We start from the raw sequence: 13,797 nt of genomic DNA on the forward strand, positions 1-13,797 counted from the left end.
ATGTCTGATTTTCGCTTGCCGAACGCTCTCTCCCGCCGCAAATTCCTCCAGACCACAGCAGCCTCCGCCGCCGCGCTTGTCGTTGCCGGCCGCCAACCGTTTGCGCAGGCGGCCACGTCTACGCCGCTGACTGGGCGGTTCGTCACGCATGTGTCGATCGTTCGGGTTAATCAGATCGAAGTCACGCCAACCCGCAATCTTGGCGAAGACGAGGCAGAGCTCAACACGCCGGAACACATCCGCCACCGCCGCGACGCCTTTGCCGCTGGCTGGCCCGGCGGGAAAATGACCTGGGCCATCAGCTGGCTGGCGCTGATCGACAAGCGGAAGCAGTACCAAGATGCGCGCGAACTTTTGGCAAGCTATCACCACCAGTACGGGGACGAGATCACCTTCATTCCCGGCGGCTACTTTGCGCCCATGTTTGACACGCGCAAGAACAACCAGAAGACCATCCACGATGCGCTGCAGATGATTGAGAAGATGGTCGGCAACAACTACCGCCCGCAATCGCTCGTAGCCGGCTATCTCGACGCAGGCACGCAGGAATATCTCGCCACGCAGGAGGGTATCCACGTCTGCCAGGGCCAGATCTGGAGCCAGCATGGCATTGATAACGGCGACGGCGACGGCGGCATCTGCTACCCCTACTACCCCAGCCGCGAACATTACTTGAAGCCTGCGCAAGGCCCCGCGGACCAGATCGATTCCGTCTGCCTCGATGGATGGACATGTGACTTTCTCCCGGCGCGTTACGAGGGCTACAACAACGACATCAACTCGCGCCTCGGTATTGGACCCATCGAAACCGGCCGCCTCGGTCTCGAAGCCGGGCACAGGGAGACGATGGATACTATCTCCCAGCACTTCGACACTGGCTACAAGCTGAACGGCTTTGGCTTTGTCACTTCTATCTGGGAAACCTCCATCGGCCAGGACGACGATCTCACCTGGTCTCTGCAGGAGATCAAGAAGCGCTGGCCGGACACACAGGTGATGACCGAAGGCGAATTTGGCCTGCTCTGGCGGAAACATTATAAGAACAACGACCATCTCAACTACCGCTTCGAGGCCAGGGGCACCGGCGCACCCGGCTCGGAGAAGGAGTTGGAGATCCAGTGGTTTATGAACGAGGATTTCCGCCTGGGTCTACTGCGTAATTGGCAGAAGAACGAACAGCCCAAGGTTATCGACTTTACCCGCTATGACCTGAAGGCAGAGGAGCCGGCCAATCCGCAGCGCGAGTGGAGCCTGATGAACGTGCTCAACCAGAAGCAGACGCGCCCGCAGGACAAGCCAATCCTGTTCTCGCAACTGGCAGCGGATGACCAACGCCGCATCCTTGCCCGATATCCCGAGCTGAAATCTTTGGTGAAGTCTTAGCGTGAGGGCCGGGCAGCAATATCCGGCCTCTTCTGATAATTTTTGACAAACAATAATTATTATTAAACAATAGGATTGTGACTACGGAATCAGCCAAGGCGTTTCGAGACCTCTGCAACCAGCAGGGACTCGCCGTTACGCATCAGCGCCAGATCATTTACGAGGTCATGCAGTCCATGCACGGCCACCCCAGCCCGGAGGAAGTCTATCTCCAGGTCAAGGAACTGGTCCCGGCGATTTCCCTGGCCACGGTTTACAAGAACATTCATCTGTTTTTAGCGAGTGGAATCCTCCATGAAGTGAGTCCGCACCACGGCTCGCTCCGCATCGAGATCAAATCGCATCCACATCACCACATGGTCTGCACGCAGTGCCGCAGTATTCAGGACATCAGCGAAATTGAACTACTTGGTCTGCACGGGCTTCGTCCCGGCAAGGGCAATCTGCCGAATGGCTTCGTGGCGCAGCGGCTTTCGGTCGATGTGCTCGGCCTGTGCGCCAACTGCCAGCCAGGCAGGTCGGTCCAGGCAGGGCAGGCAGTCGCATAATCCGGTTTTGGTGGGCACGCAGTACGCCCTCCGCGTCTTCCTACTTTTCTTGCTTCCTTCGGCAGGCGTCAGCAGTCGCGTCTGCAAACTCAGTCCCATCGTTCTCAACCTCATACAGGAGTCATCATGCTTACAGTTGGCGAAAATTTCCCCTCATTTGATCTCACCGCTGTTACCGGCCTCGACCCCAAGACCGCCTTCGAGCAGATCTCGAACGAAAGCTATCCCGGCAAGTGGAAGGTAGTCTTCTTCTGGCCTAAGGACTTCACCTTCGTCTGCCCGACCGAGATCGCTGCCTTCGGCAAGCTGAACCAGGAATTCCTCGACCGCGACGCGCAGCTGCTCGGCGCCAGCATCGATTCGGAGTTCGTTCACCTGGCATGGCGCAACAACCACGCTGACCTGAAGGATCTTCCGTTCCCCATGCTCTCGGACATCAAGCGTGACCTCTCCGAGCAGCTCGGCATCCTCGACCTCAAGGCCGGCGTTTCACAGCGCGCCACCTTCATCGTTGACCCGCAGAACGTCATCCGCTTTGTCTATGTGACGGACCTTTCCGTGGGCCGCAATCCGCAGGAAGTTCTCCGCGTACTTGACGCCCTGCAGACCGACGAGCTTTGCCCCTGCAACTGGAAGAAGGGCGAAGAGACCCTCAGCGTCTAGCACCTGCCGTGCGGGCGGACGCGCCTTCGTCGCGAATGCCAAAGTCGCAATTTCTTTACCTGTAACAAATGCGGGTGCCCCACCCTTTTCGCGCCTTTGCGGAAAGGGTGGGACTCGCCCATAGAAAGAACGGAGCCCCATGAGCCTCGACCCGATTATCGACAGCCTCCCCGAATACGCCAAAGACCTCAAGCTGAATTACTCCTCTCTCGTGCGCAACAATACCGAGCTCACTCCGCAGCAGCTCTGGGGAACGGTTGTAGCCACCGCCATCGCCACTCGCAATCCTGCGCTCACCAAGGCGGCTTTCGCTGAAGCTGCGAACCACTTGACCCCGGTCGCCCTGGAAGCCGCCAAGGCAGCCGCTGCCATTATGGGTATGAACAACATCTACTACCGCTTCCACCACCTCAGCTCAAACGAGAAGTATGCGACCCTGCCGGCACGTCTGCGCATGAACGTCCTGCGCACGCATGGCTCGGACCCGGTTGACTTCGAGCTTTGGTCGCTCGCCGTCTCGGCCATCAATGGCTGCGGCAAGTGCGTCGATTCGCATGAAAAGATCGTGCGTGAAAAGGGCATCTCGGAAGACCTGATTGCTGCCGTTGTCCGCGTCTCGTCCGTCATTCACGCCATCGGTCCGGTTCTTGATGCAGTAGCAGCCACCGCGTAAATCAATGCAGTCCGATTTTGGTCTGACCGCATCGAACGAACAGGCAATCGTGGGCTTTCCCTCTCAGGGAAGGCCCACACTGCTTTGTGGTCCATCCTCGCAAGGCGTAAGGTGTTACCCATGAGAACGCACTTCGATTCCATCCTCATCGGCGCAGGCCAGGCTGCTCCCTCGCTCGCTGATCGCCTTACCCAGGCTGGCCAGCGCGTTGCTTTCATCGAACGCAAGTTTTTTGGCGGAACGTGTGTCAATACAGGCTGCATCCCCACCAAGACGCTTGTCGCCAGCGCCTATGCCGCCCACATGGCTCGCCGCGCCGCTGACTTTGGCGTGATCATCGACGGCGCGATCAAGGTGGACATGAAGGCGGTGAAGGCGCGCAAGGATGGCATCTTCATGCAATCCCGCACCGGCATCGAAAAGTGGCTGCGCGGAAACGATCAATGCACGGTCTTCCATGAGCAGGCGCGCTTCCTTTCCAGCCACGAAGTCCAGGTGGGAGACCAGACCCTCACAGCCGACAAGATCTTCCTCAATGTGGGTGGCCGCGCTGTCGTTCCAGACATGCCCGGCGTCCACGACATCCCATATCTGATCAATTCCACGGTCCTTGATCTTGAGGTGCTTCCTGAGCACCTGGCCATCATCGGCGGCAGCTATATCGGCCTCGAATTTGCGCAGATCTTCAGGCGCTTCGGAAGCGAAGTAACGGTGGTGGAAAAGGGGCCACGACTCGTCTCCCATGAAGATGAAGACATCTCCGCCGCGATCAAGGAGATTTTGGAAAAGGAGGCTATCAGCATTCGCTTGAACGCGGAATGCATTGCCTTCGACAAACCTGAACCGGGGAAGGGGATCGGCGTCCATGTCACCTGTGATACCGGGGAACCGAAGGTCCACGCCTCACACGTACTTTTGGCCGTGGGGCGCATCCCGAATACAGCCGACCTTGGCCTCGACAAGGCCGGCGTCGAGACAGACGAGCGCGGCTACATCCGCGTGGATGACCAGCTCCGCACTACCGTCCCGCACATCTGGGCACTCGGCGACTGCAATGGACAGGGAGCATTCACCCATACCGCGTTCAACGACTTCGAAATCGTAGCTGCCAACATTCTCGACAATGATCCCCGCCGTGTCAGCGACCGCATCCAGGCGCACAATCTTTACATTGACCCGCCGCTGGGCCAGGTCGGTTTGACTGAGGCACAGGTGCGAAAGACCGGCAGGCCAGCCCTTATCGCCACGCGCCCCATGACCAAAGTAGGCCGCGCGACAGAAAAGAGCGAAACCCAGGGTTTCATGAAAGTCCTCGTCGACGCTGAATCGAAGCACATCCTCGGCGCCGCCATCCTCGGCACCAGTGGCGACGAAGCCATCCACTGCTTCCTTGACATCATGTACTCAAAGCAGCCCTACACCACGCTGCAAAGATCCATGCACATCCACCCCACGGTTTCAGAGCTGATACCAACACTGCTGGGCACCCTGAAACCGCTGGTCTGACCTGGGAGCTAGTCTTTCTCGGAGGGTCTGCCCCCAGCCACCCACGTTGGCCGCCAGTTCGTGTCCGCCAGCCATCGCACCGGGCCGACCATCGACTCGATCGAGTGGGACATGAACTCGAAGTCGATCTTCGAGAGATCATCAGACGGATGGTGGTAATCCGTATGCAGTCCAAAGCTGGAAACGGTATGCGCAATGATCCCTTTTTCGGCTAGCGCATAGTTGTCCGAGCGCTGGAAGAAGTGCTCCTTGGGGTGAGGATCGGCTGAGATCGCTGCCCCATGCCTGGCAAGCTCGGGACCTAGGTTGGATCGCTCATAGCCGGTTAGCCAAAGCGTGCGGTTGGGTAGCAGCGGGTCAGGCCGGCCGATCATTTCAAACTCCAGATTGGCGACAATCTCTGTCAGCGCCACCGGCGGATGCTCCAGAAAGTAATGGTTGCCGTAGCCGCCCAATTCCTCCGAACCGAAGAGAGCAAACACGATCGTCCGCTTGGGCCGCTTGCCATCGCGTGCCAGCCCGCTCAGTGTGCGCGCCAGCTCGATGACCGCCGTCGTTCCGGAAGCGTCGTCGTCTGCGCCGTTAAAGATCGAATCTCCATTGACCGGGTTCCCAATTCCCAGATGATCCAGGTGCGCCGTCAGCAAAATCACTTCCTTTGCCAGCACTGAGTCTGAGCCCTTCAGCTCGGCGACGGCGTTCCATGTATCGGTACGCTGATTCTTGTCCAGGCCCTGCGTCTTCAGGTACGCCGCCAGCCGTTCTGGCAGAGGAGAAGGCAACGGCGCGCGCTGAATATACCCGCCGTTGTCCCCCGCGGGCTCCAGCCCGAATGATTCAAACAGAGAAGCTGCAAAGCTCGCCGCCAGGTGTTCATCCCGCGTTCCAGACCCGCGGCCGTGCAGCTCGTCGCTGGCGAGGAAATTCATATCCGCGTGCACACAGGCCACGCAGATCTGGGATTCAGCATTGCCTTTAGCCCAACCGGCACCCGCGTCGCATAACCACACAAGAACAACAACTACCATCAAGAATTTACGCATCCGAGCATTCTAAATGCCGATTCTTACCTCCTCTGGCGAACGAATCCCGCTCGGCAAACGTCAGACTTGTAAGCAAAGCTCCGCCAGTGCTCGCCCGCGCGGACGCGCTACCCTAGAAGCTGTGACAGAGGACAGAAAGCGTGATGAACGAAAGAAGTAGTGTGAGGTTGTACCGGCTGGCTGTAATCCTGGCCGTTTCCGCAGTATCGCTGCTCACGGGATGCAGCAAGGATTTCTTCACTGCCGTAACCGGCGGTGGAGCCGGATCCGGCAAGACCTACGTCTATGTCACCAACACGTCCAGCACTACCGGGACGGTCAGCGCATACTCGATGAGCAGCGGCGTGCTTACGCAATTGAGCGGCAGTCCATATACGCTGCCCGCTGGAGCTCCCACGTCCATCGTTGTCGCGCCCAATAGTAAATTCCTCTTCGTTGGCAGTACCACTGGAGTCTTCCTTTACACCATCAACTCCGACGGCACGCTCACCATCGCCAACAATGGCACGGTGGTTTACCTGAGCCAGAGCGGCACCACTACATCGGTCCAGAGCATGGCTGTCGACTCCACCAACTCTTGGCTGATCGTGGCCAACCAGGGCGTTGCCTCCCTGGATGCGGTCAACATCGATCCAAACACGGGTCTTACCACATCTACGCCGACTGTCACAGCGAGACTCAACACGGGCGTTTCTCCGCAGCAGGTCGCCATCTCGCCGAATAACGGCACGGTCTTCGTCGCGCTCGGAGCCAATGGGGTCGAGGCAATTTCGTTCACTGCATCTTCGGGTACGCCGTGGGCCACCACCGGGAAGATTCTTCCCATCGCCAAGGCAAATGGCGCAGACAATGCCCTGACTGTCGATACCACTTCCAACTACCTTCTGGTCACCGAGGCCACCAGCAACATCGTGCGCTCCATCAAGATCTCGGACATGCTTGCCGGTAAAGACACCGAGACTACCATGCCCACCGGTGTCAACCCTACGGGCGTCCTCGCCGACCTCTCCGGAGCTTATGTCTACGTCTCGAACGCGACCGACAACTCCATCAGTGGCTATACCATCAGCACCGGCACACTGACCCAGCTCACCGACTCTCCGTTTACCAGTGCGAAATCCCCCGGTGCCCTCGTCGAGGACAGCTCCAAGACCTACGTTGCCACCATCAGCACCAAGAGCAACCCGAATCTCTGGCTGTACACCTTTGACTCAACCACTGCCGGCGACCTGGACATCAAAACCACCACCTCGACGGCTAGCTCTACCACCTCGATCGCCAACGGCATCGCCGCCACGCACTGAGAGACAGGGAATAGGGATTAGGGAACAGGGAAAAGGCATCCGACGCTGAAACGGGTTTTGTTCCTCACATCTCAGCAGCAGCGGATGATAGAGGAATAGATTTTCCTGCAAAGCACGAAACCTGTTCCCTATTCCCTGTTCCCTCGTCGGTGTTCCATGCCTCTGAAATGCTATCCTCAACCTAGATTGCGGCCCTTCGTGCACACGCTTCGCCCATCTCAGCCACCGCGCCAGCCGAGCCGCCGCTCCGCTGTTGCCGCAATTTTTCTCTGCACTGTTCTCCTGTATCTCACCGCCTGTTCTCGCTTCCACAAGGAAGAAAAAAGCTACGTCTACGTCGCCACCCGCCAGGTTTACCTGCGTGACCGTGTCGCTGCCGTCTCGAACCGCGTCGGACTAGTCACCAACGGTCAGGCGTTGGAGGTCGTGGAAAGAGGCAAGCGCTTCATCAAGGTCCGCACCCCCAAGGGTGAAGTTGGATGGCTAGAAGAGCACTCCGTTATTGACGACAAGCTCTACGCCCAGTTTCAGGACCTCGACAAAAAGTACGCGCAGGCACCGGTCATCACCACCGGCACCCTCCGCGACGACCGCAACCTGCACATTCTGCCGGGCCGCAATACCGACCACTTCCTGCTCATCCCCGGCAACGCGAAACTGCAGCTACTGGCTCGCGGCACGGTCGCCAAGGCAGCAACTCCCGGGTTTCTGCCGATCGTCCCGAAGCCGACGACTCCTAAGCCAGCGGATCCTAAGGCGGGCGCTTCCGGAACTGCATCCGCGGTCTCACCTGCCAAACCGGGTACTCCCGCAAACATGCCCAAGCCTGCGGCTCCCGCTCCGCCGCCAGTTCCCGTCCCGATGGAGGACTGGTGGCTCGTCCGTGACTCTGGTGGGCACACCGGCTGGTTGCTTGCCAACAGCATCGACACCGACGTTCCGGAAGAAATCGGAGGCTACGCTGAAGGCCAGCGTATTGTGGGTGCCTACCCCATCGCCAAGGTCATGGACAGCGGCGTTGAGAAGAAATCGGCCAAAAAGAGCACGACAATCAAGTCAGAGAAGGCTGCGAAGGAGGCTGAAGCAGATGCCCAGGCCGCAGCTACTCCCACGGAACATACCGAATACGTCACGGTTCTGACGCCGAAAGGTGGCCTGCCTTACGACTTCGACCAGCTCCGTGTCTTCACCTGGAGCCTGAACCACCACCGCTACGAGACCGGCTACCGTCTGCGCGGGATTCAGGGTTACCTGCCCGTGAAACTCGGTCAGGAGACCGTCAACGGCCAGACCTTTCCGACGTTTTCTTTCGAAATCGCCAGCACCCTCACCGGCAATCCGGACGCACCTCCAGATGTGAAGGTCGACACCGATACGGGCATCACCCGCCCTGTAAATCCGCGTACCCTCAGCTTCCGTCTCGAAGGCAATCTCGTCCGCCGTACCGGCGCGGACCAGAATCCCATCGGCCCAACCCGCGAGGGGAAATCCAAAGCAGCGAAATCTGCAGGCAAGCCCAAGCCTGCCGTGAAGAAGAAAAAGCGCTGACAGTTATTTTCTAAAAAAGAGATATATATGCAGGTATATACTTTTGTTTGGGGGAGCTGCCATGCCTCAATCCAGCGTCGCAAAAATCTTTAAAAATGGGGCAAGTCAGGCCGTTCGGCTCCCCGCAGAATTTCGCTTTGACGTCTCCGAGGTCTACATCTCCCGGGACGAGCAGACCGGGGATGTGATTCTCTCCACCAGTCCTGGCAGCAAAGCATGGGCTGATTTTTTCACGCTGCAGCATGCCATGGATGACGCGGAGATTCTGCCCGGTTTCATGGCGGAACGCCCCATGAATAGTCTTCCCGTCGATAAGGATTTGTTCGATCTCGATGAGGAGCAGTGATCTTGCTCTACCTCCTCGACACCGATATTTCCAGCTACATCGTCAATTCAAAATCAACGAATGTCGCGAACAAATTTGCGTCGGTGCTACCTACGCAACTAGCTGTGTCAGTGATCACGCGAGCAGAGCTGCTGTACGGTTTGAAGCGGGTACCAGCGCCACACAGACTCCACTCCGCTGTCCCGCGCTTTCTTCGCATCATCCGCGTTTTGGCATGGGAGCCAGAAGCTGCCGATTTCTACGCCGAGATTCGCCACCATCTCACCACGACAGGCCAACCGATCGGCGAAATGGACATGATGATCGCGGCGCACGCCCTGGCACTGGACGCCACGCTGGTTACCAACAATGTCCGCCACTACCAACGAATTCCCGGATCACTCAAGATTGAAAACTGGACACTTTGACCAGCCTAGCTGAGGAACGCGGCAATCGCGCGCACTACTCTCTCCTGCTCATCGACGCGGATCTCGGGGAAGATTGGAAGCGCCAGCACTTCTTTCGCCGCACGCTCCGCTTCGGGGAAACTTCCTTCGCGATACCCGAGCGACTCCAGCGCCTTCTGACGGTGCAGCGGCACGGGGTAATAAATCTCGCTTCCGATCTGTTTCGAATTGAGAAAAGCCCGCAGCTCGTCCCGGCGTGGCGTGCGAATCACGTACTGATGCCAGATGTGCCGGTTTCCCGCCAATTCCTTTGGCAGCACCACACCTTTCTCAGGATAGACGCCGGCTTCCGCCAGCCCCGCCTTCGTGAACAGCTGGTGATAGAGGGCGGCGACACCGCGCCTTCGCTCGTTTCGCGAACTTACATACCGCAGGTTCACGCTTAAGACCGCTCCCTGGAAGCCGTCCATACGCGCATTCCAGCCGACTTCGTCGTGGTGGTAGCGCTGCCGCATTCCATGTTGCCGCAGCATCCGCACCCGCTCGGCTAGCGCAGGATCGTTGGTCGTCACCAGCCCCGCGTCGCCAGCGGCGCTCAGGTTCTTCGTGGGATAAAAGCTGAATGCGGCGATATCCCCCAAACCGCCCGCCGCAACGCCATTGCACTCCGCCCCCCAGGCCTGTGCTGCGTCTTCCACGAGCTTGACTCCGAAGCGCTCACGGAGACCGGCGAACTCCGGCCAGGCTACACACTGTCCGTAGAGGTGTACAGGCATAATTGCTTTGATCGGAACAGCTTGCGGCTTCTCCAGCAACGCATTCACGTTTGCGGCGCCGAGGTTGAAGGTCACCGGATCGATGTCTGCCAGTACCGCTGTCGCACCAGCCCGCAGGATCGAGCTCACCGAGGCAAAAAAGCTGAAGGGCGTGGTCACGACTGCGTCCCCAGGTCCTATTCCAGCGGCCGCGAGAGCCAGCCAGAGCGCGTCCGTGCCGGATGCGCAGCCCACAGCTTCTGTCACGCGGAGATGCTCAGCCGCTGCACGTTCGAAACTTGCAACAGGCTGTCCGAGGATGAACTGGCGCGTGTCGACAACGTCAGCTAACGCGGCAAGAATCTCTTCGCGAATCGGTTCATACTGACGGGCAAGATCGAGCATGGGGACCGGGAGTGTCATGTCCTCTGGTAGTTCAGCGGCAGCCAACGTATCGGGAGGTATTACTTGATGATCCACACTTCTATGGTAACAACGGGCGCGGAGACAGCGCTTACTCTCGCATAAAGAGCACTTTGTAACATACGCCATTGTTGAAAAGAAGCCCCAGCCCCTATAGTGAGAGGGGTATATTGCGGAAGCTGAACGGTGTTGCGAATTGCACACCCATCGGGGACCGGTTTAGCAGCAAAGCGGGATGACGCCATAGGCAGGGAGGACGAGTTAGGCTTCGAGCGCACAGGACGGCACTTTTGGACCGGACTGGATTTCCACGCTTAGGAGCAATTTCTGCCGGACGGCATTCGGATCGAATGAACACAATTTCAGAACAAGAGAGCAGGAGATCGGCACATGGATAACAAGCCGGCACAAAACATTCAGGACACATTCCTGAACACAGTTCGCAAGGACAAGACCCCCATCACGATCTATCTGGTCAGCGGCGTCAAGCTCACCGGGAAGATTCGCTCGTTCGACAAATATTCAGTGCTGCTGGAAAACAATAGCCAGGAGCAGTTGATCTTCAAGCACGCCATTTCTACCGTGGTCAGCAATCGCAGTGTGATCCACTCGCCCGAGTATCGGCCGGCCGGAACTGGACCGAGTGCTCCTGGTGGTTCGGGCGGACCGATAACACCAGCCTCTGGAGCGGGCGCACCGGGTGCTCCAGGCAGTTCTCAGGCAAGCCATTCGTAAGCAGCGGAATCAAAACGACACGCAGGCGATGAGGGACGAAACCACGACGGGTTTCGGCCCTCCCGCCGTTTCTGCGTCTCAAAAACATACGGACCGTCAGCGCGCAGTACTGGTCGGGGTCGATATCTCAAGCCGGACCGCCATGCGCAGGCCGGGAGCCGAGGGTGCGAGAGCTGCCGCGCTTGCATCTTCTTCGCAATCCGAGGATCGAGACGCGGAGGACTTGGTCTCTGATCCACTTCTTCTTCCGCCGCCCGGTAGTTACGGTCTCTCAACCTCTCTGAGCGCGGATGCCTCGCTGGTTGAGTTCCGCGAACTGGTCGAGAGCGCAGGCGGTGCGGTTGTCGCACAAGTCCTGCAGCGGCGCAGCCGGGCTGATGCTGCAACACTGATCGGCGCCGGCAAAGTGGAAGAAATTGCCGGTATCGCTCTGGCGAATCATGCCGATCTGATCATCTTCGATCACGACCTGACTCCGACCCAACTGCGGAATCTGGAAGCTCAACTGCCGTGTCTGGTTCTGGACCGTACGCAGTTGATTCTGGACATCTTTGCTCGCCACGCTCGTACTCGCGAAGGCCAATTGCAAGTCGAGCTGGCGCAGCTGGAATACATGCTGCCGCGCCTCACCGGACGAGGGAAAGCCATGTCGCAGCTGGGCGGCGGCATCGGAACTCGAGGACCTGGTGAAACCAAGCTCGAAACGGACCGCCGCCGCATTCAGCGCCGATTGGATCATCTGAAGGGCGAGCTCGATTCTGTCCGCAAGGTACGGCGTCAGCAGCGGCAACGGCGCGAGGCTGTCCCAGTGCCTACGGTTGCGCTGGTGGGCTACACGAATGCGGGCAAAAGTACTCTTTTCAATAAGTTGACTGGAGCAGGAGTGCTCGAGTCTTCGCGGATGTTCGCCACACTCGATCCCAAGTTGCGCGCGCTGGAGCTGCCCAGCCGCCGCCGGATTCTGCTTTCGGACACGGTGGGATTTATCCGTAATCTGCCGCATACGCTGGTGACCAGCTTCCGCGCGACCTTGGAAGAGGTGCAGCGCGCCGAGGTTCTGCTGCATATTCGGGACGCTTCTTCAGGCTATGGAGATGAGCAGAAGTCGCAGGTAGAAAAGGTTTTAGGGGAACTGGAAGTGCTCGATAAGCCGCGGATCGAGGTGCTGAACAAGATCGATCTGCTTACTCCGGAAGAGCGCGCCGGGCTGAGTCAACGCGGGATTGTGACCGTTTCCGGCTACACGGGCGAGGGAATCGACGGGCTGCTGAAGGCGATTGATGAAGCGCTGACTGCTGACCCGCTGGTCGATGCCGATCTGACTGTTCCGCAGTCGGAAGGCGCGATTCTGGCGGCGATTGAGGCTGGAATGGTGATTCATAGCCGGGCTTTCGAGGGTGAGGTGGTTCATCTCTCGGTGCGCGGGCCTGCTTCGCTGGTGGGAAGAATTCAACAAAGTCTCGCGAATGCTGGCTAGGCATCGCGAATGCTGGCTAGCGAAGTTGGATCACGTTCGCGGCGGCCGTTGGACAATGTGCAATGTCTGTCGCACGATGCGCAATCCGCGTCGTACGTTGCGCAATTCGCGTCACGCCACGGCGCAATCGGCGCACGCTACTTTGCAATCTCGGTCGGGAAATCGGGCTTTTTCAGGTTAGTCGATCACATAGGTACAGACCTTCCAGGAGGCGAGCGCCTGGTTGGGAGAAAAGTTCAACTTTCTGGGGGGCAATAAGGTGGGCTGCAGCCGATGGGAGTGGAGATACTTCCCAGGGTCTGCAGCCCGCTGGACCCTGAACCGGGTCGAGGTGATATCTTAAGGTTAGTCCTGTTTCAGTCGTTTGCAACATATTTCTTTCTCAATTTTTACTAAGGAATGCGTCTTGATTTTGGGCCCTACCGCTTTCTGAAACGCAACCCCGCATAACATCTCTGCATACGTTGACATAGGGTTTTGCCCCTGTTACAAAAGAGTGTTCCCCCGCGCAATCGCGCGCATCACCCCCGGATTGCACTGCATACATCATGGAAGAAATCTTCAATCAAGTCGGCGAACTTCTGCTCGGATCCATCCCGACGCTTATCCTGTTCATAATTCTGGTAGTTGCCTACCAAGTTCTGATCCAGGGACCGCTGTCGAAAACGCTGGCGGAGCGCCGCGCCCGCACCAGCGGAGCTGTGGAAGAAGCCAACAAGGCGATCGCTGCGGCGGAAGCCAAGACGAACGAATACGCCGACAAGCTGCGCCATGCTCGCGCCGAGGTCTTCAAGGTGCGCGAGCAGCGTCTGCAGCAGTGGGCGCAGCAGCGCGACGCTGCTCTCGATGAGGCTCGCAAGACTGCAGGGCAGCGCGTTTCCGAGGCGAAGGTTGCCTTGTTGAACGAAGCCGATGCAGCGCGCAAGACTCTGATGGCCTCTGCTGATCAGCTGGCCGAACAGGTGGTACGTGCAGTGATGCCGGCGACTGCCGGGGGTTCCCGTTGA

At 58.5% G+C, this 13,797-nt stretch carries 14 protein-coding genes; 12 read left to right on the forward strand and 2 right to left on the reverse strand.

All coding sequences use genetic code 11. The annotated features are described in order from the left end of the window. From AC5S27_RS08180 to AC5S27_RS08200, 5 genes are all read left to right on the forward strand, one after another. Nucleotides 1–1,383: a DUF3863 domain-containing protein gene (locus AC5S27_RS08180; protein ID WP_493934070.1), complete on the forward strand. Its 1,383-nt coding sequence runs from the start codon at nt 1–3 to the stop codon at nt 1,381–1,383. Nucleotides 1,384–1,460: 77 nt separating this feature from the next. Then, nucleotides 1,461–1,931, forward strand: a complete 471-nt coding sequence (locus AC5S27_RS08185) for a Fur family transcriptional regulator (protein WP_493934071.1) — start codon at nt 1,461–1,463, stop codon at nt 1,929–1,931. Between the two features lie 126 nt (nt 1,932–2,057). Next, the gene (locus AC5S27_RS08190; RefSeq protein WP_493934072.1) at nt 2,058–2,594 is read left to right on the forward strand and encodes a peroxiredoxin; all 537 of its coding nucleotides are present in this window, start codon (nt 2,058–2,060) and stop codon (nt 2,592–2,594) included. A 139-nt stretch (nt 2,595–2,733) separates the two neighbouring features. Next, nucleotides 2,734–3,267, forward strand: a complete 534-nt coding sequence (gene ahpD / locus AC5S27_RS08195; protein WP_493934073.1) for an alkylhydroperoxidase, AhpD family — start codon at nt 2,734–2,736, stop codon at nt 3,265–3,267. Between the two features lie 120 nt (nt 3,268–3,387). Then, entirely contained in the window at nt 3,388–4,773 is a 1,386-nt protein-coding gene (locus AC5S27_RS08200) for an FAD-containing oxidoreductase (protein ID WP_493934074.1), read from the forward strand. An 8-nt stretch (nt 4,774–4,781) separates the two neighbouring features. Here AC5S27_RS08200 and AC5S27_RS08205 read toward each other — a convergent pair whose 3' ends face one another. Then, nucleotides 4,782–5,816: a M28 family peptidase gene (locus AC5S27_RS08205; protein WP_493934075.1), complete on the reverse strand. Its 1,035-nt coding sequence runs from the start codon at nt 5,814–5,816 to the stop codon at nt 4,782–4,784. A gap of 143 nt (nt 5,817–5,959) precedes the next feature. On the opposite strand from AC5S27_RS08205, the gene AC5S27_RS08210 reads away from it, so the two are divergent. The 4 genes from AC5S27_RS08210 to AC5S27_RS08225 all read left to right on the forward strand — a co-directional run bounded on the left by AC5S27_RS08210 (nt 5,960) and on the right by AC5S27_RS08225 (nt 9,421). Then, nucleotides 5,960–7,120, forward strand: a complete 1,161-nt coding sequence (locus AC5S27_RS08210) for a lactonase family protein (protein ID WP_493934076.1) — start codon at nt 5,960–5,962, stop codon at nt 7,118–7,120. A gap of 198 nt (nt 7,121–7,318) precedes the next feature. Further along, nucleotides 7,319–8,668 carry an SH3 domain-containing protein gene (locus tag AC5S27_RS08215; RefSeq protein WP_493934077.1) on the forward strand — a complete coding sequence of 450 codons (1,350 nt, stop codon included), beginning with the start codon at nt 7,319–7,321 and terminating at the stop codon, nt 8,666–8,668. Between the two features lie 61 nt (nt 8,669–8,729). Then, nucleotides 8,730–9,014, forward strand: a complete 285-nt coding sequence (locus AC5S27_RS08220) for an antitoxin (RefSeq protein ID WP_493934078.1) — start codon at nt 8,730–8,732, stop codon at nt 9,012–9,014. Continuing rightward, nucleotides 9,011–9,421 (forward strand): type II toxin-antitoxin system VapC family toxin, encoded by a 411-nt coding sequence (locus AC5S27_RS08225; RefSeq protein ID WP_493934079.1) that lies wholly within the window; start codon nt 9,011–9,013, stop codon nt 9,419–9,421. The genes AC5S27_RS08220 and AC5S27_RS08225 overlap by 4 nt, the downstream gene beginning before the upstream one ends. 5 nt (nt 9,422–9,426) lie before the next feature. On the opposite strand, the gene AC5S27_RS08230 is transcribed toward AC5S27_RS08225, so the two are convergent. Beyond that, nucleotides 9,427–10,578, reverse strand: a complete 1,152-nt coding sequence (locus AC5S27_RS08230; protein ID WP_493934080.1) for a DegT/DnrJ/EryC1/StrS family aminotransferase — start codon at nt 10,576–10,578, stop codon at nt 9,427–9,429. A 390-nt stretch (nt 10,579–10,968) separates the two neighbouring features. Here AC5S27_RS08230 and hfq point away from each other — a divergent pair, with 390 nt between their 5' ends. The 3 genes from hfq to AC5S27_RS08245 all read left to right on the forward strand — a co-directional run bounded on the left by hfq (nt 10,969) and on the right by AC5S27_RS08245 (nt 13,797). Beyond that, nucleotides 10,969–11,313: an RNA chaperone Hfq gene (gene hfq / locus AC5S27_RS08235; RefSeq protein ID WP_493934081.1), complete on the forward strand. Its 345-nt coding sequence runs from the start codon at nt 10,969–10,971 to the stop codon at nt 11,311–11,313. Nucleotides 11,314–11,341: 28 nt separating this feature from the next. Further along, nucleotides 11,342–12,790 carry a GTPase HflX gene (hflX, locus tag AC5S27_RS08240; RefSeq protein WP_493937288.1) on the forward strand — a complete coding sequence of 483 codons (1,449 nt, stop codon included), beginning with the start codon at nt 11,342–11,344 and terminating at the stop codon, nt 12,788–12,790. A gap of 548 nt (nt 12,791–13,338) precedes the next feature. Continuing rightward, entirely contained in the window at nt 13,339–13,797 is a 459-nt protein-coding gene (locus tag AC5S27_RS08245) for a F0F1 ATP synthase subunit B (protein ID WP_493934082.1), read from the forward strand.

This window comes from Acidicapsa borealis (assembly GCF_059115245.1).